The organism is Nostoc sp. DedQUE12b, assembly GCF_034530835.1.
Classification (GTDB): Bacteria; Cyanobacteriota; Cyanobacteriia; order Cyanobacteriales; family Nostocaceae; genus Nostoc.
Window position 1 is genome coordinate 1 of the sequence record NZ_JAVRCI010000096.1, and the last position, 23,686, is coordinate 23,686.

At 42.6% G+C, this 23,686-nt stretch carries 20 protein-coding genes; 7 read left to right on the forward strand and 13 right to left on the reverse strand.

The window, feature by feature from the left end; all coding sequences use genetic code 11:
* Positions 1–70: 70 nt before the first annotated feature.
* Together RMY16_RS28925 and nfi are read right to left on the reverse strand one after the other, a co-directional pair.
* Complete coding sequence (locus RMY16_RS28925; protein ID WP_322739254.1) at positions 71–619, reverse strand: FHA domain-containing protein; 549 nt, start codon at positions 617–619, stop codon at positions 71–73.
* Between the two features lie 107 nt (positions 620–726).
* On the reverse strand, positions 727–1,392 hold the full coding sequence (gene nfi / locus RMY16_RS28930; RefSeq protein ID WP_322739255.1) for a deoxyribonuclease V: 666 nt from the start codon (positions 1,390–1,392) through the stop codon (positions 727–729).
* Between the two features lie 241 nt (positions 1,393–1,633).
* On the opposite strand from nfi, the gene RMY16_RS28935 reads away from it, so the two are divergent.
* The 4 genes from RMY16_RS28935 (at position 1,634) to RMY16_RS28950 (ending at position 4,823) form a co-directional block, all read left to right on the forward strand.
* On the forward strand, positions 1,634–2,155 hold the full coding sequence (locus tag RMY16_RS28935) for a hypothetical protein (protein WP_322739256.1): 522 nt from the start codon (positions 1,634–1,636) through the stop codon (positions 2,153–2,155).
* A gap of 183 nt (positions 2,156–2,338) precedes the next feature.
* Positions 2,339–3,502, forward strand: a complete 1,164-nt coding sequence (locus RMY16_RS28940) for a hypothetical protein (RefSeq protein ID WP_322739257.1) — start codon at positions 2,339–2,341, stop codon at positions 3,500–3,502.
* 91 nt (positions 3,503–3,593) lie between these two features.
* On the forward strand, positions 3,594–3,731 hold the full coding sequence (locus RMY16_RS28945; RefSeq protein ID WP_322739258.1) for a type II toxin-antitoxin system HicB family antitoxin: 138 nt from the start codon (positions 3,594–3,596) through the stop codon (positions 3,729–3,731).
* A gap of 126 nt (positions 3,732–3,857) precedes the next feature.
* Complete coding sequence (locus RMY16_RS28950) at positions 3,858–4,823, forward strand: aldo/keto reductase (RefSeq protein ID WP_322739259.1); 966 nt, start codon at positions 3,858–3,860, stop codon at positions 4,821–4,823.
* A gap of 34 nt (positions 4,824–4,857) precedes the next feature.
* Here RMY16_RS28950 and RMY16_RS28955 read toward each other — a convergent pair whose 3' ends face one another.
* The 7 genes from RMY16_RS28955 to purC form a co-directional block, all read right to left on the reverse strand.
* Complete coding sequence (locus RMY16_RS28955; RefSeq protein WP_322739260.1) at positions 4,858–6,123, reverse strand: DNA cytosine methyltransferase; 1,266 nt, start codon at positions 6,121–6,123, stop codon at positions 4,858–4,860.
* Complete coding sequence (lpxB, locus tag RMY16_RS28960; RefSeq protein WP_322739261.1) at positions 6,113–7,294, reverse strand: lipid-A-disaccharide synthase; 1,182 nt, start codon at positions 7,292–7,294, stop codon at positions 6,113–6,115. Before lpxB ends, RMY16_RS28955 begins: the two co-directional genes overlap by 11 nt.
* A 228-nt stretch (positions 7,295–7,522) precedes the next feature.
* Positions 7,523–8,341, reverse strand: coding sequence for an acyl-ACP--UDP-N-acetylglucosamine O-acyltransferase (lpxA, locus tag RMY16_RS28965; RefSeq protein WP_322739262.1), 819 nt, complete (start codon positions 8,339–8,341; stop codon positions 7,523–7,525).
* Positions 8,342–8,651: 310 nt separating this feature from the next.
* Entirely contained in the window at positions 8,652–9,182 is a 531-nt protein-coding gene (gene fabZ, locus RMY16_RS28970; RefSeq protein WP_194046775.1) for a 3-hydroxyacyl-ACP dehydratase FabZ, read from the reverse strand.
* A 99-nt stretch (positions 9,183–9,281) separates the two neighbouring features.
* Positions 9,282–10,202, reverse strand: coding sequence for a UDP-3-O-acyl-N-acetylglucosamine deacetylase (gene lpxC / locus RMY16_RS28975; protein ID WP_322739263.1), 921 nt, complete (start codon positions 10,200–10,202; stop codon positions 9,282–9,284).
* Positions 10,203–10,450: 248 nt separating this feature from the next.
* Positions 10,451–12,931, reverse strand: a complete 2,481-nt coding sequence (locus RMY16_RS28980) for a BamA/TamA family outer membrane protein (protein ID WP_322739264.1) — start codon at positions 12,929–12,931, stop codon at positions 10,451–10,453.
* Between the two features lie 176 nt (positions 12,932–13,107).
* Positions 13,108–13,845 (reverse strand): phosphoribosylaminoimidazolesuccinocarboxamide synthase, encoded by a 738-nt coding sequence (purC, locus tag RMY16_RS28985; RefSeq protein WP_322739265.1) that lies wholly within the window; start codon positions 13,843–13,845, stop codon positions 13,108–13,110.
* A 638-nt stretch (positions 13,846–14,483) separates the two neighbouring features.
* Between purC and RMY16_RS28990 the strand changes: the two genes are divergently transcribed.
* Positions 14,484–14,759, forward strand: coding sequence for a hypothetical protein (locus RMY16_RS28990; RefSeq protein ID WP_322739266.1), 276 nt, complete (start codon positions 14,484–14,486; stop codon positions 14,757–14,759).
* A gap of 47 nt (positions 14,760–14,806) precedes the next feature.
* Here RMY16_RS28990 and RMY16_RS28995 read toward each other — a convergent pair whose 3' ends face one another.
* The 4 genes from RMY16_RS28995 to RMY16_RS29010 all read right to left on the reverse strand — a co-directional run bounded on the left by RMY16_RS28995 (position 14,807) and on the right by RMY16_RS29010 (position 20,922).
* The gene (locus tag RMY16_RS28995; protein ID WP_322739267.1) at positions 14,807–17,428 is read right to left on the reverse strand and encodes a GAF domain-containing protein; all 2,622 of its coding nucleotides are present in this window, start codon (positions 17,426–17,428) and stop codon (positions 14,807–14,809) included.
* A 199-nt stretch (positions 17,429–17,627) separates the two neighbouring features.
* Positions 17,628–18,758 (reverse strand): glycosyltransferase family 1 protein, encoded by a 1,131-nt coding sequence (locus tag RMY16_RS29000; protein WP_322662062.1) that lies wholly within the window; start codon positions 18,756–18,758, stop codon positions 17,628–17,630.
* Positions 18,759–18,999: 241 nt separating this feature from the next.
* The gene (locus RMY16_RS29005; protein ID WP_322662261.1) at positions 19,000–20,154 is read right to left on the reverse strand and encodes an NAD-dependent epimerase/dehydratase family protein; all 1,155 of its coding nucleotides are present in this window, start codon (positions 20,152–20,154) and stop codon (positions 19,000–19,002) included.
* 249 nt (positions 20,155–20,403) lie between these two features.
* A complete protein-coding gene (locus RMY16_RS29010) occupies positions 20,404–20,922 on the reverse strand; it encodes a hypothetical protein (protein ID WP_322739268.1) in 519 nt (172 codons plus the stop codon).
* Between the two features lie 623 nt (positions 20,923–21,545).
* Between RMY16_RS29010 and RMY16_RS29015 the strand changes: the two genes are divergently transcribed.
* Positions 21,546–21,899, forward strand: a complete 354-nt coding sequence (locus RMY16_RS29015; protein WP_322662066.1) for a hypothetical protein — start codon at positions 21,546–21,548, stop codon at positions 21,897–21,899.
* Positions 21,900–21,977: 78 nt separating this feature from the next.
* On the forward strand, positions 21,978–23,492 hold the full coding sequence (locus RMY16_RS29020) for an AAA family ATPase (RefSeq protein WP_322662068.1): 1,515 nt from the start codon (positions 21,978–21,980) through the stop codon (positions 23,490–23,492).
* Positions 23,493–23,686 lie beyond the last annotated feature (194 nt).

Below are 23,686 nucleotides of genomic sequence, written 5' to 3' on the forward strand. Positions count from 1 at the left end.
CTGCTCCCCTGCTCCCCTGCTCCCCTGCTCCCCTGCTCCTCTGCTCCCCTGCTCCCCTGTCGCCTGCTGCCTAATTCTTTGCTACCAACACACTCACAGCCGCAGCTAAAGATGTCCCACACCAATGACAGCCGATTTGTAGATTCTCTCCTGGGGAAACTTTATGACATTTGGGGCATTCTAAGCCATAAACTCCTGGCGGTGGTGCGGGGGGTGTTGCTGGGTGATGGTGATGTCCTAGATTTACTGCTGGATTGGGTGGCAGCAAAATTGTTGTTGGAATGCTACCTGTGGAAACGCTTGTAACATTGAGTTTTATTTGTCCCAAAGTGATACTAGTGCCTTCAGTTAAAGGCATTTCACCTTGGACTAATTGCCGTCCATCGATAACGGGGGGATTTTGCGATCGCAAATTCCTGATATAAAAGCGCTGTTGCTGGTGATGAAAAAATATTTCAACGTGCAGTCCAGACACAGTAGGATGACTCAGAACAATATCGCACCGGAGGGGGTCGCGACCGATGCGGACAGTGCCATGATTTTGACTTGGCTGTTGTTCGTAAATATTTTGAGTTTTATCTTGACCTGCATCGTGCCACTGTAAAGTTAGTGCGTTCATGGTTCTAACTTTCTAAATCGTATTTAGCTACTTCAACTTCTTTCTGTGCGATTCCTAACATGATTGAGTCGGTAGAAGCAAGTATTTAGAAAAAACTTCAACAAGCTTTATTTTGCCGACGCTAATTTATCAGCAATGCGTGTAGTTTCTGGCAGCCGATATTTGGACGTACAGCGCAATACATAGTCAATCGCTGTCGGTAAACTAATTCGATGACCACTGGATATGTACAGAGGTTTTACTCCTGTGCGCGATCGCAAAACTGCCCCAATGGTTTCACCTTTATATATAAGTGGTTGCGTGCTGCCTTTGGTTTCTGGCAATTCCTCATGCTTACCTACTAACCTGGACTTAGCTACACCAATTGTCGGCATATCTATAAGTAACCCTAAATGGCTAGCTATACCTAATCTGCGGGGATGAGCAATTCCTTGGCCATCACACAGAATGATATCTGGTGTTGTGTTAATTTTCTCCAGGGCATCGAGGACAGCTGGGATTTCCCGAAATGAGAGGAACCCAGGAACATAAGGAAAGGTCGTAGGACGATGTGTTAGGCTTGTCTCGATTACTTGCAAATCAGGAAAACTCAGCACTGCGACAGCGGCACGGCTAATTGTTCCATCAGCTTCAAAACCCATATCCACCCCAGCAACATACTGGATAGGTTCTTGCAGTTGATCTTCAGTAATTACTTGATTTTGCAGCGTTTCTTGGATAACTATGGCTTCTTCTAGCGTCGAAGGCCAAACATGATCTCGGGAAAACTTCATATTGAAAATTGGAATTAACTGATTAATATTAATCCTGTTAATTTGGCAACCACAAAAACAAGAGTTTTTGATGTTGATACAGGGAAAATATATTTTTGTAAAAGTCTGTGAAAGACCATCTTTATACTAAATATTTTAGACCAGGTTAGCTGAGATCTTGCATCACAATGTTACTTAAGGCTGTCAAGAGGGAATCCTGAGAATATAAGCTTATTTTCCTAGATTTTCTCTTTTACTGGTTATGACACAGCCAAATATTCTAAAACTTGCAAAACAGGGAGATGCAGAAGCGATCGCATCTCTGATGAACCGCCACTTATACCCCAAAGGGATCAACGCAAAAGTTGCTTTACAAGATGCTTGCTTAGAGGTAACGCTAGAATCTGCCCAAGTACTAAATCAGCAAATTTTAGTTGCATTTATCCGCAAAGGGTTAACAGCTTTAGGGGCTGCATCTGTTGAAAGAGTCAAAATTTATGGACAACAAACAGGTAAGGAGTTTCCGACTTGGAGTAAAGAGTTTGATTTGGGCATGGTAGAAGCTGATTTAGAACCAGTAGATGATGAACACTCTTCTAGTAATCCTCAAAATATAACTATTTATATTAACTTAAGTGGCGATACTGCGCAGGGATTAACAAACCAAGATTTTGAATTTATTGCTAATCAAATCAGTACTGATATTTTATCTTCTTGTACTGACGTTTTTATTCAAAAAGTAAGTATTAGTAATGGTAGCTCTGTGATTACAAAAGAACGTTAGTATTTAATCTCTCTTACATAATCATGTATAAAACAGTCTCCAATCTGGCTTTTTACAAGAGATATGATAAATCCAACCAAACTTTAAATATAGGAATAAAAAAGTCTGAAAATATTTTTTATAGGTGTAAAAAGAGAATCATAATATAGACAATAAATAATTTATATTTTGCATTTATAGGTTATGACGCAGCCGAATAATCAAGAAGTTATTAAGCAAAAAACACAAAACTTTTACTGGCCATTATGGTTTCCTTATCCTAGCTCTTGGTTAAAAGCATTGATTTGGACTCTATTTTTGAGAGTTATTATATTTATAGTCAAAAATACTGGAAAGCTAGGCTATGATATCGTATATTTTGCACACAGTTTGCAATTATTTGTTATATTTACAATATTGTTAATCTTATCTCCAATTCCTATAATTTCTTTGACTCATCATTGCTTACACTTACTTATTAGTCGGTTTATATCAGAAATTCAAGCACCCGAAATAGGTAAAACACAAGGATTTTTACCAGGAATAATGAGTTGGTGGGAAGGATTGTACGCTTGGCTTGTAATTGTAATTTCTATACTGATAGCAGCGTTCTTTTCTACAATAGTTCTACCATTATTTTATTCTAGCTTCGATAGACAAATTGAATATTATACACAAATACAAAACATCAATAATAATATAGGATTAATATTTGGGTTATTCTATATTTCTGCTAGTGCCCTGATTTATCAAATTGAATATTTAGTAAAACATCGAATAATATCTGCTTATTCTGGCAATAAACAAAAAAATACAAGTGAATCAAACATTAATTTAGAAACAGAGACAGAACTCAATAAATTGCGTGGCAAAATGGGATTAAACACAATAAAATCAAATATTTCATTGAGCAAGAGGCAAAATACAATTATCGAGCTTCGACGGAAGGCTCGTAATTTAAATAAAAAGTTATTGATCGTTTTTATAATATTTTCAATTCCTCTAGGAATATACTTTTCTTCAAGATTTTCAGAAATACTCCCTCTAACTTCTAAAAGTTCAACACAAATCCCATCAAAGTCTGTATTAGTTCCACCCTCACCAGTGACTTCAGAATCGCCGACTGTGTTACTCCAAACTGATACATTCCGAGAGGCAGTAAGTAAAGCAATTAATGCAGCTAACCTGACTCAATCAGCAAAATCTTCAGATGAGTGGAAGACAGTTGTGAGTCATTGGGAAGGTGCGATCGCACTTATGAAATTCGTGCCATCTTCTAGCCCAAATTATGTAGTAGCTCAACAAAAAATCAAAGAATATCAAAAAAATCTTAACTACGCCGAAAAAAATGCCGTCGCTGGCAAGTAACGCGATCACACCTCAAATCTAAACTAGAAAAAGGAGCGCGTTGTTTACCACCGTAGGCATCGCTCAACTATCCCTATCAAAATAAAATTCTATGAAGACTAAAACATTAACTGCCATTCTTCACAAAGAAGAAGATATGTATGTTGCTGAATGTCCTGAAGTCGGCACAGTTGACCAAGATGAAACAATTGAAGAAGCTCTTGCTAATCTTAAAGAAGCTACTTTGTAAGCGCGATCGCTCTTATTTTTACCTATGCTGATGAAATGTGATGGATTTATCCTTTAGAAAGATATCCGGTTAATTCTCCCTAGCTAAAATTTTATAATAAAAGTTATTTCGCACCCGAAGCCAATCATGACAGAAGGAAAAACGCGGCGTAATTTCCTAATTACTAGCATTGCTGTAACTGGAGGTATTGTGGCAACTAATGCTTTTGAGCAAAATACTACCAACACTGCAACACCGCCAGCAACTATCCCAGAACGGTTACTGGGACGCACGCAAGTAAAACTCCCGATCTTCGGGTTAGGAGGAGCAGGACAAACGCCGTTATCCTGGGAAGGAAAAGAGGGTGATGCTACAGCAATTATTCAAAGAGCGCTAGAACTTGGCATTCGCTACTTTGATACAGCCGCTAGTTATGGGCCGAGTGAAGATTATTTAGGCAAAGTGCTACCACCCCATCGCTCAAAGGTGTTTTTAACAAGCAAGACGGATCAAAGAAATCGGGATGGTGCATGGCGAGAATTGGAGCGATCGCTTAAACGTCTCAATACAGATTATCTCGATTTGTGGCAGTTGCATCACGTCTCTTTTTCCGAAGAACTCGACACCATCTTTAGTGCATCTGGTGCAATTAAAGCTTTAGAAGAAGCCATAGAACAAAAATTGGTGCGGTTTGCAGGTATTACTGGACATCACGACCCTCAAGTGATTGCTGAAGGGTTACGTCGCTATCCTTTCCACACTACACTGATTCCTGTGAATGCCGCCGATAAACACCACCCACGTCCATTTATCCCAGTGGTTCTAACAGTTGCTCAAGAAAAAAATGTCGGTGTGATTGCGATGAAAGTCCCGGCTTATGGTCGGCTGTTTAAATCAGGTGGGTTGGCAGGTATGGAGCAAGCTTTAGGTTACACAATGTCTCAGCCTGGAGTTCATTGTTGTGTAATTGCCGCAGAAACCATTGCACAATTAAAGAATAATGTCAATATAGCGCGGGCTTTTGTGCCTCTGAAGGAGCAAGAATTAACAGCGATCGCTCAACGGGCTGCTAATGTCTGGGAAGATAGTACATTCTTCCGTGCTTGGACTTAGCCCAACCTTGCACATATTACAAAGTGTATTTTTACTAATCACGCTGATAATATTGTGCCGCTTGCGACATATTAAATTGTAATAGCTTCTCCTCTAACAACGTGTAGCTCAAACCCGGCTTAAAAGGCAAAATATTCAAACTGCGAATAATTTCTGACGCTACAGCCTTTGCTAGTAATGGTGGTACAGAGTTACCAACTTGTCGAAAACCGTGCCATTTGGTTACATGAAATCTAAACCAATCGGGGTAAGAATGCAATCTCGCCGCTTCCCTAACGGTGATACAGCGGGGCGTAGATGGATGAATCGGTCTAGGAGATGTGAAAGAACCCCTGTACTTATCTGTTCCGGCTCTTAAAGTATTACAGACACCACCAGGATGTAGCTTATGAAAACGACTAATTTTTTCTCTATCGCCTTGTTGAGTCTCCTGAAAACGTTTAACAGTTTCCGCAGAATGTTTGGTTCTTAAACTTGAAGAAAGTATTCGCAAATCATATTCTCGTTTGTAAGAATAATCATCATCTAGGCATTTTATACCGCGAAGTACAAGACCATAATTACTAGGCTTTTCGTAGTCTGCAACAACCCAATCTCTTGTTAGCAACTCTGGATATTTTTCTATTTCAGGTAAATCTCCAATTGCATCCCATACTGTAGGACTCGATGGAATGTCAGATATTATTTTTGAATTTAAATTATTTAGTAATGCTTGTTTAGTAATCGGCTGAGGATATTTCGGTAACTCTACATCCTCTCTTGCACCTATAAGAAATAATCTCTCACGGGACTGTGGTACTCCGTAATTTGCAGCGTTGAGAATTTGATAATTTTCTTCTACTTTATAGCCGTGAATTCTAAAATCGCTAATTAATGTTTGGAGGATTTGTTTATGTTCACCAACCGTTATCCCCCGGACATTTTCCATCACAAAGAATTTCGGTTTTAGTTCAATAACCAGTCGATGAAAGTGAAATACCAAAGAGTTTCGAGGATCGTCAACAGCCCGTTTACCAATTAGGGAAAATCCTTGACATGGTGAGCCACAAATAACCACATCAATTTCGCGATCGCCAATCTCAGACCGATTCCTAATTTCTTCCCCGGTAGTATCCACAACACTTTTACATAACACTCTCGCATAAGGGAAGTTAAACTCATGTGTTGCACAGTGGATCGGGTCGATTTCCACAGACGCTAGCACATCAAAACCAGCTTGCTCAAAGCCAAGAGTCATACCGCCCGCACCAGCGAATAAGTCAACTGCGATCGCTCGTTGTTTTTTCATCTCATAAGCCATGACACCTCAATATATTTGGTCGCATTTGCAAAATTTCTTGAGCCGCGCGATCGCAAACCCCAACTTCTCCTAAACTTTGCCGCATTTCTTCATAATCTAGCAAAGTTTGCTCTCTGCGACTGGGATTGAGTAGCAGTTCCATCGCTGCTTGGGTAATATTTTTTGCTGTGGCTTGCTCTTGTAAAAATTCTGGCACAATCGGCTTCATCACTACTAAGTTAGGTGGCGATGCAAAGGTTATTGAACCTTTGAGAATTTTCCGAGCGATCCACGCAGTCAGGCGACTGAGGCGATAAACTACAACCTGTGGCACATTTAACAGAGCGAGTTCTAGATTGACAGTACCAGATTTGCTAATGGCTAAATCAGCAGCGGCAAAAACTTCCATTTGTTGACCTGATATAACTGTCGCCCGTAAACCGTAACGCTTAATAGCCTCTTCGATTGGCTGTCTATAGACTTCTAGCGATAGGGGAATCCAGAAACGAACTTCAGGTAATTTAGCTTGAATAGTTTGGGCAGCTTGAAAAATTACTGGTAAAAGATATTTTAGTTCTTGGCGGCGAGAGGCGGGGAGGAGTGCGATCGCAATTTCTTCTGGAGCAATCCCCAGTGTTGCACGAGCTGCTTCCCTACTAGGAGCATCTTGCATTCGGTCAACCAAAGGATGTCCCACCCAACTAACTTTTGCGCCTTTCTCGCGAAAGTAACGGGCTTCTTGTGGAAAGATTGCCAACAGCTTATCTGTAAAACCAATAATTCGGTTAGTTCTCCGCAAACTTATTGACCAAGCCCACTCTTGGGGAGCAATGTAATACACCACAGGTACATCTGGCAGATGCTGTTTCATATAAGTCCCAATTTCCAGATTGGGAGTCATATAATCGATCAGCACTACCAAGTCAGGTGGATTTTGCTTTAAGGAAGCGATCGCCTGACGTTGCACCTGAAGAGTCGGTAAAACATAAGGTAGCCCTTCTAGAATACCCATTGAGCCAATACTACTGGTATTTCCCAGCAAAATTGCCCCAGCCTCTACCATTTTTTCGCCACCCAGCGCCACAATTTCTAATTCCAACCCAATTGCCGCAGCTTGACGCTTCAGCGCTGAAATTAGTAGCGACCCTTGTAAATCGCCAGATACTTCGCCAGTGCTGATAAATATCCGCATTTGATAATTGGTAATTAGTAAAAATTAAGAGTTTAGGAGTTAGGAGTGAAGAGTTAAAAACTTAAGTCATCAACTCATAACTCATAAATTATGATGTCTGGCCAATTAACCAAAATTCCTCACAACCCCATCCCGCCAGCTACGCTCTTGCTCCCCTCCTCACTTGCGGGGAGGGGTTGGGGGTGGGGTGCTTGTGGATAAATCGACAGACATGATATATCTTACATCTCACGATTCATCACTTGCGCCTTTTTTCCCTTTACAGGGAATTAAACCACGTCTTCCAGGCATCTGAGAAAGTAGAAGGAAGCGTCGCAGATGCTGCAATTCTTCGCTATCTCCTAACAATTCCAACTGTTCCAAAGCATCCTTAAAAGACAAATCAGAACGGTAGAGAATGCGGAAGGCTTTTTTCAGCATTTGTAAATCTGCTGAGTCCATACCAGACCGTTTGAGTCCGACAAGATTGAGGGTTCGCACCCGCGCTGGATTTCCCTCCACCAGCATATATGGGGCCACATCTCGGTCAATACGTGCCATACCTCCCACCATTGCTTGTCTACCAATATGCACAAATTGGTGGACACCTAAAACCCCACTTAGCCTAGCGCGTGATTCTATATGGACATGACCAGCCAATGCCACAGAGTTAGCAATCACTACTTGATCTTCAATGACGCAGTTATGAGCCACATGGACATAAGCCATCAAAAGATTACCATCGCCAATTACCGTCGCTTCACCAGCACCGGTAGCACGGTTAATGGTAACGTACTCACGAATCAAGTTGTTATCACCAATTTTGACCCAGGTTGGTTCTCCTACAAACTTCAGATCCTGGGGTTCCATGCCGATGGCTGCACCTGTAAAAATCTGATTTTGCGCCCCAATTTCACAAGGTCCCTCTAGTACTGCATGAGCGCCGATTATTGTTTCAGGGCCCACTTTGACATGCGCTCCAATCACAGCATAGGCACCGACTTGCACTGTATGGTGGAGTTCCGATTTCGGATGAATTACAGCAGTTGGATGAATTAGCGTTTTCAAGGGTGAATCTCCAGAACTGTCTTAATAATCCAGCGCCAGGCGGTTTTTTTGAGGCAGCGCGTTACTCTGGTTAAAAGAGTTGTACCGACTACCGCCCCATTGGGGCGACTGGCGTTGTTGAGCGTGAAATATTTCAGTGAACGAAAGTGTCGGTCAAAGCAAGTTAAGTGTGTTTGTGAGTGCGTCTCGTAGAGAGGGCGGCGAAAATCAAAAAATTATCAGATGCTATTGTGGATTTTTTAACTGTTATCCTTTTTTAGGATTCAGTAGGGGCATTTCACGGCTATGCCCATACCACGAAAGCAAACTTTTAGCTAACTAAAGAAAACATTAATTCTCCTTCACAAGCAAGTTGACCATCAACTTCGGCACGACCTTGCATCTTACCGAAACGACGTTGTTTTACCCATAACAGTTCCACCGTCATTACTAGTTGATCCCCCGGCACGACCTGGCGACGAAAGCGAACTTTATCGATACCAGCGAAGACGAACAGCCCGCCTTCTACCGAAGACATTTGAGTTAGGACAATGCCTCCAACTTGTGCCATTGCTTCAACAATTAGCACCCCTGGCATCAGTGGACGTTCAGGGAAATGTCCTTGAAAATGGGGTTCGTTAATAGTGACATTTTTAACCCCAACAGCTTTTTTACCTGGTACGTAGTCAATGATTTTGTCTACAAGTAAAAATGGGTAGCGATGGGGTAGCAATTTCTGAATTTCTTCAGATGTGAAAGTTGTTTTAATCTCAGAACTGATTGTAATCTCATTTATACCCTGTGGTTCGGTAGATGTAGGTGTAGTCGTATCGATGGTATTCACTTCAGTGAGGATTGACATTGGCCGTGTAGTTGATTTTTTATTTAAAAGTTGAGTAGGCAGGCGTATATCCAAAGCCTTAATGAATCCTGGATGAAAACTTTAGATCAGATCTACAATCTAAAATCGTTCGACTGAGCGACTTATGCCGAGCATCTCGACTTGGCCCGATGGAACCGGAGGCGAGGTAAGCCGAAGTCCAAAATCTAAAATTTTCTGAGCCAGTTGAATGTGTAAATTATGGCTGGCTTTATACGCTAAAAAATGAGCACGAGGAAAAGTTCCTAGTAAACTCAAATCTCCTACTAAATCCAAGATTTTATGACGGACTGGCTCATTTGCAAATCTCAACGGTGGATTTAGCCAGCCTTCTGGGCCACAAACGAGTGCATTATCCAAACTGCCACCTTTAATTAATCCTGTTTTTTGTAAGTGTTCAATTTGGTGTAGTAACCCAAAAGTACGCGCAGGAGCAATTTCCGCAGCAAAGCTAGCAGATGCTTTTCCTAGTTCAGCGGTTAGTGACCAACTATGCCATTGATTACCAATAGCGGGCAGGTCAAAATCAATACCGTAACTAAAGCGGGTTTCTGGTGCTGGGAGGGCACATACAAAGGCATCCCCTTGATAGACCCATAAGGGTTCTGTAATAGCTAAGGGAACTTGGTTGTTAGCGGGTTGTGAGACTAAGCCAACTTGGGCAATATTGGCTGTCCACACACTTGCTGAACCATCTAAAAGTGGGACTTCTGGGCCATCAATTTCAATCCGGGCATTATCCACGCCCATACTTGAAAGTGCTGCCAATATATGCTCTACCGTGCGAACATATACCTCACCCTTACCCAACTGAGTTGAGAGAACAGTGTGACTAACTGCTGCAACTTGGGCTGGAACGATCGGCAAATCCGGTAAATCCACCCGCACAAAGTAGCGTCCACTTCCCACCTCGGCTGGTAATATCCGCACTTGGGTATTCACACCGCTATGCAGTCCCACCCCTATTTGGGTGATTTGGGCTGCTAGAGTGTGCTGTCGCATAGCCGAAAAGTCAATATATTTCCTTTAGTATTGTTCATCGTCTGTTTTGGCAAACTCCCTGATATTCCCTGAAAAATGTCATTAATCCCTTTATCGGAACAGTATTGAGGTAAATGTAAAAATTAGCAAGCTAATTTAGAAAGAGAATTGTCATTAGTCCTTTGTGATTCACTAATGACCAATACTTCTCTACGAGAGGCTGCGCCAACGACTACGCTCAGTACAAGTGACCAATGACTAATGACTAATTAAAATCTTTCGCCAATACCGAAATTAATCCGGCTATCACCATCATCGTTGATACCGTAATCAATCCGAATCGGCCCCAGTGGAGACTGGACGCGAACGCCAAGACCATAACCATAGCCACTGCCATTTTTGTTCAATACTTCAGCAGCCCTAGTACTAGTTCCCAGGTCACTGCCGAGATCAAAAAATAGTGCGCCGCTAACTACTGAAAAAACTGGAAAGCGATACTCAACTGATGCTTGCACATAAGAGCGTCCACTACCTAATGCTCCTTCTTCATAACCCCGAACGGAGTTGCTACCCCCAAGGGTAAAAGCTTCGTAGGGAGGCAAGTCACCGAGGATAGTTCCTGCTTGCAAGTTAAATGCTAAGGTTTGTGCCCCTTTGCTGAGGTTAATCAGCTTAAGGGGTAAATATTGGCTGTAGCTACCCCGCAATCTGGTGAGGAAGATGTTGCCTAGCCCCACAGGGACTGACTGATCGACTCCAAAGCGGAGATAAGAACCACTAGTGGGTTGCAGGGGATTATTACGGAGATCGCGCTGTGCCCCCACTTGCAACAGTAGTAAATCGTCTTGGCCGCTGCTAGAGAGGGTCAGTGGAATTTCATCACTCAGGCGGTTTCCAGTATCATCATCAAATACCGCTCCTGTTTTTCTCAGATTGCCATCAGCATCACGGGCGGAAACTCGTTGATACTGTAAACCCGCTGAGGCAGTCCAGACAGAAGTTTTATAAGGATTGGCAGACAGGGGACGGGTAAAGGTGACACCACCACCTAGACGGAGAATGCGGGGGCGATCCTGAGAATCTACATCCGTGGGATTACCCGGATCAAACGTCCTAATGTCTTCATCTTTACCATCAAAAATCAACGAAATAGAACTGCGACGGAAAATATTGGTTGTGTAGGAAGTCCGGTAAGGATCTCCTGCGATCCAGGGGTCGGTAAACCGCAAGTCAAACAGCAGTTCTCGTTCTCCTACTTGTATTTCTGTCCCCAGTTTTTGGTTCCTACCGTTCAGGTTTTGCTGTTGATAGCTAACTGTTCCAAAAAGTCCGCTAGCAGAACTAATCCCTGCCCCAGCCGCAATAGAACCGCTGCTGCGTTCAGCTACATTCACTACTACATCCACCTTGCTGGGGTCGGTACCAGGGTCAAGGGACACATTCACATCTTCAAACAGTCCCAGCCCATACACGCGCTGTAGGTCTTTTTGCACTGTGTTGCGATTGAATACTTGTCCTGGCTTCAACTCCACTTCTCGAGTAATGATGTACTCCTGTGTCCGTCCGCGAATTGGTTGTCCTTTCTCGTCTGTTTCCTGACCATCTTTGTTGCGGAACCGGACTCTAATATTCTCTACTACCCCTTCTGCTACTTGTAAGGTAACAACTCCGCTTTCAGAGACTTGTGGCGCTCCAATTACGTTGGCTAGGACGTAACCTTGATCTTGATACCGCTTGTTTAACTGCTTGATGCCTTCTTGCAAATCACGCAAATTGAGAATTTTGCCATACTGCTCCTTAAATACTTCATCCACAGTGTTAGCTGGGAGTACAGAAGCGACACCAGTGCCAGGATTGGCTTGCACTTCTACTTTGCTGAGGACGGGGTTAGGCTGGACAACAAAGCTTACCCGCACTCCTAAGGGGGTATCTTCTGGCGCTGCTTGGACGTTGGAGAAAAAGCCAGTACCAAAGATAGCGTTAATATCTTCTTGCAATTGGCTGCGGGTGGTTGTTTGTCCTGGTTGGGTACGAATTACTCTGTAAACTTGGCTTTCCAGTTCTGGTGATAGTTGGCCAGCCTGGGATCTAACTACTACTTCCGATACCAGTACGCGGGGATCGTTGGCTTCTGGGGCTGTGTTGGGTTGAGTATTGCCCGGAGTTGCCGGTGGGTTAACATTCTGCGGACCAGGAGTAGTGCCTGGGAATGGCGCAGGCGTTCTTTCTTGACTAGGTGGGAGAGGAATGTCTGGAGCGGTTGATGGTTCGGGAGTTGTCGGTAATAAAGGTTCCGTTGTCGGTGGATTGACATTTTCTGGGACTGGAGTGGTCTCAGGAGTTGGGGAAGGCGTTGGTTCTTGAATTTCTGGCGGTGGAATATCTGGAGCCGGAGACGGCTGTTGAGTAGGGCTGGGATTGATTTCAGGGGTTTGTGCAGTTGTTGACGTTGTGGAGGTTGGCACAATTACCTCTGGGGTCGCGCCCGCTGCTGGGTTTGCAGGGTAAATTGCGACGACGCGGGATTGGGGACGCTCCGCTTCTATAACTCCTGTGGATTTAGGTCGAGATTCTAAACTTTTACTAGAGTTAAGCTGACCAGTGTCCTTTTCTGGCTGCTGATTTGTTTCTAGTGTCAAAACTTCTGTTGTCTGTTTTGAACTGTTGGCGGTTTCTGCATTTGCACTCAATGAGCCACCCAAAGGGGCTGCAATTGCTACTGCTGCCAGCAATACGGGAGATAAACGCATTTTACTTATATTCCTCTTCACGACCACACACACACCATCACAAGGCAATAATGCCCTTATGCCAAAGGTAAAATTTCAAAACATAATTTTTTTCTTTTGCTTTTTTACTTTACAAGGCAAAAGGCAAAAGGCAAAAGTTAAATATAATTCCTTCTGACCTTTTGGTTTTTACCTGGTTAACTTGTAGTTTCTACTGCTTTTAGCACTCTTTGTAAAACCTCCTGGTAAGCATCCTCTACATTTCCTAAGTCTCGGCGAAAGCGATCTTTGTCCATTACTCGACGGTTTGAGTCCTTTTCTGCGGTATCCCACAAACGGCAGGTGTCGGGGCTAATTTCATCTGCCAAGAGCAACTGCTGTTGTGAGTCCAAACCAAACTCTAGTTTGAAGTCTACTAGGGTAATGCCACACCGCTGCCAAAAGTTGTTCAGAAATTCATTGATTTGCAATGCAAGATGTGTAATTGCATCTACTTGTTCCGCAGTCGCTAGTTCTAGCAGGTAGAGGCGATCGCGTGTCAACAAAGGATCTCCTAATTGATCGTTTTTATAATAAAACTCAACCAAAGGCTGTTTCAGAATTGTACCCACTGCTAAACCTGTTTGCTGAGACAAACTGCCAGCAGCAATATTTCTGATCACTACTTCTAAGGGTAAAATCTTTACTGCCCTCACCCGCATTTGATTCGGGGCAGGGCTGTCGATAAAGTGAGTCTTTATACCATAAGCCTCTAACTGTTTAAAAAGCTGGCTAGAAATGCTACAATTAATTTTTCCTTTCCCTTGGATGTTGCCACGCTTTTGGGCGTTAAACGCCGTGGCATCGTCCTTAAAATCAGCCAACAAGACTTCTGGATCGTCCGTTGTATAAAGAATTTTTGCTTTGCCTTCGTATAATTTGGAATTAACAGACATGGTGGCAGGTAATGTTTTAGGCGATGGACAAAAGTCGTCCTTTGAGGCTTCACCATTTTATCTTTAGTTATTAACTATTAGCCATTGGTGACTATTTAAGACAAAACAGGGGCAGGGTAAAATAAGTCATAACTAATACCCAGACCAATTTTCTCTTCTGGGTCGCTCGTTAATAGGCAGTTGCCAAAAATTTAGAACTAAATCTCTAACTTTTAATAGACGACAATTAACTTTTGCATGTAGTATCTTTGCCTAAGTGGTTTTACTATCAGGGTTGTAATTGTTTTTCAAAAATAAAGTTACTATTACATACTGGTATGTGATAATAATTTGTACCTCAAGGTTTTGACTGAAGCTAATTACAATTTGAACTTCATAAATTAAGATGAGATAAATTGACTACCGGGAGAAAAATCAAATATTTTCTCTAGTTACTTTAGCGCCAAATTTTGTGTAATATTTACAACACAAAGTATTTTAAGCTTTATCCTCGTAGTATCAAAATCTGAATCAACCAATTTCTACATCACCAATTGGAAAAGGAGTTGGATGATTTGATTTCCCCCAGTTTGACAAAAGAAGATTAGGTTAGCTAGTGATTCAGCTTCACAAATCTAAACACAAGGTGAATTCAATAAATGGAGAAAAAAATAGTGAACAAGGATGATTTTCTCTTCCCTCGTGGTCGCTACTACGGTCAGGTGAAGCCAGAAAACTTGGTTTTTAATGCCAATTTACAGGAATTTGCTCAACGCGTAAGTTACATTTGCAATTTAGAAACAGGTGGAAAAGTGCCTCCAGATGAAGCTTACGAACAAATAAAGGAACTATGGAAACAGTTGAAACGCTCAAAAAAAGAGCTAGGAATTGGCGAAGCTCCGTTTCAAGATGACCAGGGAGAGACTAAAGATTAAATGGGGAATGGGATACGGGGCATTGGGAACTGACAAGTGACCACTGACTACTTAGTAAGCATTGTCCAAATACCATCCCAGGACTCTGGAGGCGGCGTTTGTTGGTAATTACGCGCACGCTCTAGGTGGATATTAACAGCTTGGTCTTGTGGTTGGATAGATTTAGCGGACTCGAAAGAAGCGATCGCTTGTGAGAAGTTGCGCGATAAATAAGCATCGCGTCCAGTATGATAATGAAATAAAAACTCTTGAGTGTTGGCATCTAGGGGAGTGTTGCGATCGCCAATTAACTCGTAGATATTAACTGCCTGGTGTTTCCCTTTGACTCGGATTTTATCTAACTGGCGCACCCAAATGCGATCGCTGCACAATTGGTAAGTAAATTCACTTAAAATAATATCACAACCGTAATCTTTAGTTACTGCTTCCAAGCGCGAACTTAAATTTACACCATCTCCAATGACGGTGTAATCCATCCGTTTACGGGAACCAATATTACCCGAAACCACATCCCCAGAACTAATCCCAATGCCAATACGAATTTGCGGCTGCGCCTGGATAATTCGCCGTTGGTTAAATTCCTCTAAGCGGCGTCTCATATCTAACGCTGACTGCACAGCCCTCCAAGCATGATTTTCTGTCAATGGTAGCGGCGCACCAAATACCGCCATTAAGGCATCACCAATAAATTTATCGAGAGTGCCTTCGTGGTTAAAAACCGCCTCCACCATCGTTTCAAAATATTGATTGAGCAGCAATACCACCTCAGCTGCGCCAAGATTTTCCGTAAGTGTTGTATAGCCCCGGATATCAGAAAACAAGATAGTTACTTCCTTCCGTTCGCCTACCATTAAAGCATCTTCCCCTAGTGCCATAACTTGTTCAGCGACATGGGGCGTCAGGTAGCGGGACATGGTAGTTTTCATCCGTTTTTCCTGAGTAATGTCTTCTAAGACCACCAAACCACCACGTACACCGCCTTCTGGGTTAGTCAGGGGATTAACAGTAAGATTTATATTGCGCTCTAATGTTTGTACCTCATTAGAAGTGAGAAACTCAGATTGGGGAGTCAGAGGTTGATTCCAGGGAATAAAAATATCGGGGTTAGTGCGATCGCGCAGTGCTAGTATTGAGTGCTGAGTGCTGAGTGCTGAGTGCTGAGTTTCAGTCAGTAATCGGCACGGGCTAAACGCCCCGCTATCGCTAACAGTACTCAGCACTTGATAAATTCCCAGTATCAAACTTTGCTCAGGCACATAATGTTTAGCTCCAGTTTTGAGACTATCTTCTAGTCGCATTTGGAGATTTTCAATTGGCACAACTTCCCAAACTAGGCGACCAATCAAATTTTGTTCCCACAAAAGTTTGTTGTTCTTGCTATTAGCGTCTCCTATCGGACAACCCAGCAACTCTAGGGCTGCATCATTAATCGTGACAATCTGTCCTGCCATATCTGTAGAAATCACAGCATCTGACAGACTTTGTAAAATGTCTTTTTGATACTGTTTTTCTAATAGCACATTTTCAAACAGTCGAGCATTTTCTAAGGCAATTCCTGCCTGATTATTAAAAGCTCGCATAAACTCTTCATCAGAAGCAGTAAAACTGCTTTGCTGCTTATTAATTAATTGTGTAACGCCAATCAATTCATTTGCAGAATTAAATACTGGTAAACACAGGATATTGCGAGTTATATAACCAGTTTTTTTATCTGTAGTCGGGTCAAAGCGGGGGTCTTTATAAGCATCGGAAATATTTAAGGCTTCACCAGTAGAAGCTACATATCCAGCAATGCCACGATTAGCGGGAATGCGAATTTCTATCAAGTTTGTGCCATCTGCTGCCACTGCAACTTTCGTCCAGAGTTCGTTAAGTTCTTTACGATATAAAAACAGTGTGCTGCGGTCTGCTTGCATTAAAATTCGAGCTTGTTCCATGACTATCTGCAAAGTTGCTTCTAAATCTAAACTTTGCCCCAGTGTTTGAGTTGCCCGCAACAAAGCCGTTGCGCCTCTTTGATTACGAGCCGCTACATAAAAAGATTGGCAGCTTTCCAGAATAATACCAATTGAAGCAGCAAAGTCTCGAAAACGTTCTTCATCATCATGATTAAACGGAACATTCCCGGTTTTATTAGCTAGTTGCACTACCGCTACAGTTTGGTTTTTGCTACTGATAACGGGCATACATAAAATATTACGGATTTTGTAGCCCATTTGTTTTTCAAGTTCTGGGCTAAATAGAGGATGAGTATAAGTTTCAGATATATTTAGATATTGACTTGTACTAGCAACATGACCAGGGATACCCACTGTAATGGGAGTACGAATTTCTAAGAATTTTTGGGTATTATCTTGAGGAACTTTTGACCACAGTTGACCTTTGTCATAATCAACTAAAAAAATGGCTGTATGTTCTGCTTGGAGAATTTGACCAATTTTGAGTGTGATAGCTTCTAATACTTTCTCCAACATAGTTTCTAGAGCTTCATTATTGATTAGTTCAATAGCTCTCAGAAATTGCTGGAACTCAGCAGTTATAAAGTCGAGTAAGCAAACAAATTCATTAACAGATAAGTCTTTGACGCGACGCAGTAAGGCGTGAGCACGATTAACTTGAGTCAATTCAGTTAATGTAGCCAAGACGCTACCAGAGTTGGGGAGTGTCACGTTGCTTCGCTCCGAATTCAAAATTCAAAATTAATAATCCCCATAAATAAATGGGCTTGTATCATGAGTTTGTTTCGGTCATGGGAATTTTAGATTTTAGATTTTAAATTTTGAGCATTGGGCATTGGGTATGGTTATTAATTCTTCCCCTCTACCTCCCCTGCTCTCCCTAATCCCTGACTTCCCCACTCCTTACCTCTTATTTTGCCAACTGTTCAGAAAATATCACCTTTTGATAGTAATCTTGTAACTGCCTGGTGGCGGCTGCCCAACCCCAGCTTTCTGCTTCTTGGCGGGCATTTTGACGGATGATATCTCGTTGTTGTTTTTGTTCTAAGAGTCGAATAGTAGCAGCTAACGCTCCTTGAACATCTGCTGTTGGCTCAAAAAGATATCCATTTACCCCATCTGTTACAATATCGGGAATTCCCCCGGAACGGGCTGCTACAACGGGACAGCCAGCAGCCATCGCTTCTAGTAGTACTAAACCTAGTGTTTCTGTACGAGAAGGAAAAATAAAGGCATCAGCACTCGCAAAGGCAGAACCTAACTCTTGCCCCATAAGATAGCCAACAAAATAAGTATTTGTGCCAGCAAAGTGTTTTTGCAATGCTTGACGGTGCGGCCCGTCTCCAACCAATGCTAACCGCGCTTCGGGAATTGCTTCTAAAATTGGTTTGATGCGCTCAATTTCTTTTTCAGCAGAAAGCCGCCCCACGTAAAGTAACAATGGACTTTCTGGATGATTTTGCGATAGGCGCGATCGCATCTCTACACTAGCTAAATCGGGGTGAAATAATTCTGTATCCACCCCACGCTGCCATAAATCTACACGTTCAATACCGTGTGCTGTCAGTTCCTCTATCATTGCTGTGGAAGTACACAGATTCAAAGCAGCTTGATTATGAGCGCCTTTGAGCAGTTCCCAAAGAAAACCTTCCAGCATCCCCAAGCCGTAATGCTGGAGATATTGGGGTAAATGGGTATGATAAGAGGCCACCAAGGGGATTTTGAGGATTTTGCTATAAAATATGCCAGATAAACCTAAAACTGCTGGATTTACGACATGAATAATATCTGGCTTAAACTCTTCCAAAGCGTACCCAATGGCTGGGCGGGGAAGTGCCATTTTCAATTCTGGATACAATGGCAGAGGAAAGCCAGTAACGCCGTAAACTTTAGCGCCTTTGTGTTCTGTAATGCCTCCATCAGGGGCAATTACCAGCACTTGATTACCACTGCGCTGTAGATGGTCAACAGTATGGCGCAGACGCGTTACAATGCCGTCAACCTTGGGTAAAAAGGTTTCGGTAAATAGGGCAATTCTCATAAAAAACTATTCAGTCCAGGCAGATAATCTCAGCTTAAGAGTGCATTTTGCTATTAAACACAGAGTAAACTGTCTCGCGTCCTGTAATCAATTCTGCACAATCAAAATAACTGTAGTAAACAGTAAACAGTAAATTTGGTAGTAGCTGGAAGATACACCTGATAAATAATAAATAGTTGGTCGTCATATTGTGCTAAAATACGACGACCATTTTTATACCCACGATTTACTGGGGTTTATTTTAATTTCTGTGCCAAGAGACTTTAGGCAGAATTTGTTTGTGATCTACTCGTGTCTGATACTTGATGGCAAAGTTTAACAGAGAATCGAGTAAAGAATCAGAAAGCAAGTGGGGCTGTAAACCTAAATCGAGCAATTTGGTGTTTTTAGCGTTGAAATAATGTTCTTCTTTTTCAACTCTGGGATTATCTAAATGATTGATTTCTACCTTCAATCCCATAGCGTTACCAGCTTTTTTCACCATCAATGCCAAGTCGCCGACGCTGAATTGTTCAGTAAATTGGTTAAATACGCGGAATTCACCAGCCTCGGCAGGGTTAGCGATCGCTAATTCCACACATCTGACTGTATCCCGAATATCCAAAAATCCGCGAGTTTGTCCACCTTTACCGTAGACAGTTAACGGATGCCCAATCGCTGCTTGAATACAAAAGCGGTTCAGTGCTGTACCAAACACACCATCATAATCCAGCCGATTAATCAGTAGTTCGTCCATCCCCGTTTCTTCGGTTAAGACGCCATAAACTACACCCTGATTTAAATCAGTTGCCCGCAATCCCCAAATCCGGCAAGCAAAGTGGATGTTATGACTATCATGAACTTTGCTTAAGTGGTACATCGAACCGGGCTGCTTGGGATAAGGTAGGGTATCCTTGCGTCCATTGTGTTCAATGGTGATATACCCTTCTTCGATGTCAATGTTGGGTGTACCGTATTCACCCATCGTCCCCAGCTTCACCAAATGACAGTCGGGGAAATCTTCCCGCATGGCGTACAGCAAGTTCAACGTCCCAACTACATTATTGACCTGGGTAACAACTGCATGTTCTCGGTCAATCATGGAAAATGGGGCCGAACGCTGTTCACCAAAATGCACCAGAGCATTTGGCTGAAATTGCTGTAATGTTTTATGGAGAAACTCGTAATTTGTAATATCGCCGATGAACAAGTCGATCGATTTACCCGTCAAATCTTGCCAGCGCTGGAGACGTTGTTGAATTAGTGCGATCGGAGTGAGAGTTTCGACACCAAGTTCATTATCCCAGTGCCGCCGCACCAAACTATCTAAAATTCCAACTTCATAACCTCGATTGGAAAGGTAAAGAGCAGTTGCCCAACCGCAATATCCATCACCACCAATAACCAGGACTTTCATCTTCACCAGTTTTTACTCGCTGATAGCTAAATCTATCAGGTTTCTGTACCCTCTCAATCATCATTCTGGGAGAGATGTGGATTTTGGGGAGAGTGGGAAGTCAGGAGATGAGGGCAAAAGAGCAGGGGAGCAGCACTTCTCTACAAGAGGCTGCGCTCTGTAACCGAGAAAAAGTTGCAGTAAGTTTTTCCCCTCTGCTCTTCTGCCTCTGTGCACCTCTGCCTCTTGTACCCAATGCCCAACGCTCCATTAAAACTTTGAAATCCGATACTGCTGGGCAATGTAATAAAACAAACGATAGTAATTTTGAAAATCTTGCCTCTTACTCCGTCCCTGTAAATGGTATTTCACTTGACTCTGAGTTAGCGTCAATGTCATAGAACTTACTCCTCGATCGACTTCTACAAGTAGTACCCCAGATACTCCTTGAGCGGTCTGAAAGTTGGATTTTATCTTTTTCATGGACTCTGGAGCATTTGGCAGCTGATGACTTGCCCACCCGCGAATTTCCACTGAGTTATCCTGTGGTGAAATCAACGCAATTCCATCACCATTTTCTGATGCTGCTAACGAAATCCAATTACTCGGATATGGAAATTCAAACCCATAACGGGAGTTGCTATAAGTTTTCCAGGCGATCGCTCCGCCATTAAAATCATTTGTAGTACAACCCCCCAGCATGATTAACAGGGCAATGACTCCGCTAACGCTGGCGGCAAACCGATAAATTCTTCGCCCCAAACTACAGATTTTATTAGCAGTAGCCATTTACATCACACATTTTGCCAAAGTTACTGATTCTATAGAAATACCAGAAACTCAGATCAATACCTTCGACAATTTACGAGTTATTCCCAAATCGGGAAATGCACCGAAAGAGCGCTCATGCAAAATTCAATAATATTCAGGATATTTACCATTCTCTTTTGAGTTCACAGTAGAGGAAGCTCGAAGCAAGTCCTTTATAACACTAATTAGTAATTACTCTATTTATTGTCAGTGGTGTTGTAATCGACTCTGTGTCTCTATTTACTATGTTAGTGTCATTCACTGGAATCTCCTGTGGATATCAGTTGTTTACAACCAATGATGTAAAGGTGCTCAACTTTAATCCGCTGACGCTTCAAAAAGAAGCTAAGTCAGACAATCATTGGTTCATCGTTAATTAGCGATCGCTAATTCGCATCAAGGTTTCAGGTTTTGAGTGCGTAAGTCCTGATTAATTCTGACAGATTTTTATTGAGCTATTTTGCGCTCAATAAAATAGTATTTTAGCCATAAATGTAAATAAATGTAACAAAAATGGCGTTAAAACGTTTTGCTGTCTTGACAACCAAGAAAAGAACCGATAATTTGATATACATACCCGGGTAAGACCGTTAAAGAGTTATATGCAAACGCAAACTAAGCAAAAGGTCACTTTGTATTTATCGCCAGAGTTGCACAGAAAACTGAAGATTCGTTCAGCAGTTGATTCCGAGCCAATGTCAGAACTTGCCGAACGTGCCCTTGGTTTTTACCTATCCAATCAAGAATTGGTTGACGAGTTAGAAGATTCTTCTTACGGGCGGACTCATAGAGTTTATTCATGCCCAACCTGTGATAGCTCACTAGTCTTACGTGATGGGGAACTGGTTACTTTAGGCAATCAACCAGGAGTAGTTGGTCAAGAGCATCTTTCTCTCGATGAGATTGATGAAGATCAAACCAATCCCAAGGGTGAGGAAGAGTTAGTTCCTTGCTAGATAGATATTAATGATTCGGTTGTCTTTACCAGAAGCAATGTCTCTACTGTCTCTATAAGGTCTCAAGTAGGTCGAAGTATGAACCAAGAGCTCAAGATCCTAATTCAAGCTCAATACCCTTTAATCTACCTTGTGACCTCCGAGGAAGAGCGGGCTGAGCAAGCAATTTCCGCAATCGCCCAGTCAGAGTTAAAGCCCCAGCGCCGAGTATTTGTTTGGACAGTAACACACGGGATTGTAGAGTACGGTCAGCCCCGGAATGTTACCCAACACAATACGGTGTCTCCAGAGGCAGCGATTGAGTGGATAATTCGGCAGAAAGAACCAAGTATATTTATTCTTAAAGATTTACACCCCTTTATAGATGCGCCTGCGACTAACAGATCGCTACGTGATGCGATCGCTAGTTTCAAAGGTATGCAGAAGAACATCGTATTGATGTCTCCAATGCAACAAGTACCTATAGAACTGGAAAAAGAAGTTGTCGTTCTCGACTTTACATTGCCAGATATGGCTGAGTTGAACAAAGTCTTAACTCACCATATAGACCAAAATCGTGGTCGCCGACTGACAACAGAAGCCAGAGAAAAACTTCTCAGAGCCGCTTTAGGTCTAACTAAAGATGAAGCTGAAAAAGTCTACCGTAAGGCACAGGTAACTACAGGGCGTTTGACGGAAGATGAAGTAGATATCGTTTTATCTGAGAAAAAGCAACTAATTCGGCGCAATGGCATCTTAGAATACATTGAAGAAGATGAAACTATTGATGCTGTAGGTGGCTTAGAAGAGTTAAAAAGATGGCTCAAGCAGCGCTCTAACGCTTTTACAGAAAGAGCGAGAGAGTATGGTTTGCCTCAACCAAAGGGGATGCTAATTTTAGGAGTTCCTGGTTGCGGTAAGTCATTAATCGCTAAAACTACTTCCCGGCTATGGGGTTTACCACTGTTGCGGTTGGATATGGGGCGAGTTTACGACGGCTCAATGGTGGGACGAAGTGAAGCAAATCTGCGTAACGCCTTGAAAACAGCAGAATCTATTTCCCCAGCGATTTTGTTTATCGATGAATTAGATAAATCCTTTGCTGGTAGTGGAGGTTCTTCTGATTCTGATGGGGGGACTTCAAGTAGAATCTTCGGCTCTTTCCTCACATGGATGCAAGATAAGAAATCACCAGTGTTCGTGATGGCAACCGCCAATAGAGTAGAACGCTTACCTGGCGAATTCTTGAGGAAAGGACGCTTTGATGAAATTTTCTTTGTCGATCTGCCAACACCGGAAGAACGGCAGCAGATTTTCAATATTCATCTGACCAAACGCCGTGAAGACATCTCTCGATTCGATCTTGAGCAACTAGCTAAGATGTCTGATGGCTTTTCTGGGGCAGAAATAGAGCAAGCGATCGTTGCGGCAATGTATGAAGCTTTTGCCCAAGATCGGGAGTTCACCCAACTAGATATTATTGCTGCACTGAAGGCAACACTGCCGCTGTCTCGAACGATGCAAGAACAAGTAACGGCTCTGAGAGATTGGGCCAGACAGCGCGCCCGCCCCGCAGCATCCTCCGTAGCTGAATATCAGCGAATGGAGTTCTAAAAGCTTTCCTCTGCCATCCCAGGGGGAAAGGCTAGCTGAAAATGCTAGCAGTTATAAGAAAAGCCGCATCCTGTTAAGCGCGGCTTCGCCCAAAACAAACCGTTGTCGTTTTTCTCAATCTTCTCATTGGAGGAAACCCAAATGTCTCACTTTAGCACCCTGCGTACCAAAATCACCGATGCCGAAATCCTCAA

Excerpts from the sequence above, each read along its gene's own strand:
- RMY16_RS29005 (WP_322662261.1), bottom strand. The coding sequence starts at position 20,154 with ATGAAAGTCCTGGTTATTGGTGGTGATGGATATTGCGGTTGGGCAACT.
- RMY16_RS28955 (WP_322739260.1), bottom strand. The coding sequence starts at position 6,123 with ATGGCTTATGAGATGAAAAAACAACGAGCGATCGCAGTTGACTTATTC.
- RMY16_RS28940 (WP_322739257.1), top strand. The coding sequence starts at position 2,339 with ATGACGCAGCCGAATAATCAAGAAGTTATTAAGCAAAAAACACAAAAC.
- RMY16_RS28950 (WP_322739259.1), top strand. The coding sequence starts at position 3,858 with ATGACAGAAGGAAAAACGCGGCGTAATTTCCTAATTACTAGCATTGCT.
- purC (WP_322739265.1), bottom strand. The coding sequence starts at position 13,845 with ATGTCTGTTAATTCCAAATTATACGAAGGCAAAGCAAAAATTCTTTAT.
- RMY16_RS28925 (WP_322739254.1), bottom strand. The coding sequence starts at position 619 with ATGAACGCACTAACTTTACAGTGGCACGATGCAGGTCAAGATAAAACT.
- RMY16_RS28935 (WP_322739256.1), top strand. The coding sequence starts at position 1,634 with ATGACACAGCCAAATATTCTAAAACTTGCAAAACAGGGAGATGCAGAA.
- RMY16_RS29020 (WP_322662068.1), top strand. The coding sequence starts at position 21,978 with ATGAACCAAGAGCTCAAGATCCTAATTCAAGCTCAATACCCTTTAATC.
- nfi (WP_322739255.1), bottom strand. The coding sequence starts at position 1,392 with ATGAAGTTTTCCCGAGATCATGTTTGGCCTTCGACGCTAGAAGAAGCC.
- RMY16_RS29010 (WP_322739268.1), bottom strand. The coding sequence starts at position 20,922 with ATGGCTACTGCTAATAAAATCTGTAGTTTGGGGCGAAGAATTTATCGG.
- RMY16_RS28945 (WP_322739258.1), top strand. The coding sequence starts at position 3,594 with ATGAAGACTAAAACATTAACTGCCATTCTTCACAAAGAAGAAGATATG.
- RMY16_RS28990 (WP_322739266.1), top strand. The coding sequence starts at position 14,484 with ATGGAGAAAAAAATAGTGAACAAGGATGATTTTCTCTTCCCTCGTGGT.
- RMY16_RS29015 (WP_322662066.1), top strand. The coding sequence starts at position 21,546 with ATGCAAACGCAAACTAAGCAAAAGGTCACTTTGTATTTATCGCCAGAG.
- RMY16_RS28980 (WP_322739264.1), bottom strand. The coding sequence starts at position 12,931 with ATGCGTTTATCTCCCGTATTGCTGGCAGCAGTAGCAATTGCAGCCCCT.
- lpxC (WP_322739263.1), bottom strand. The coding sequence starts at position 10,202 with ATGCGACAGCACACTCTAGCAGCCCAAATCACCCAAATAGGGGTGGGA.
- fabZ (WP_194046775.1), bottom strand. The coding sequence starts at position 9,182 with ATGTCAATCCTCACTGAAGTGAATACCATCGATACGACTACACCTACA.
- RMY16_RS29000 (WP_322662062.1), bottom strand. The coding sequence starts at position 18,758 with ATGAGAATTGCCCTATTTACCGAAACCTTTTTACCCAAGGTTGACGGC.
- lpxB (WP_322739261.1), bottom strand. The coding sequence starts at position 7,294 with ATGCGGATATTTATCAGCACTGGCGAAGTATCTGGCGATTTACAAGGG.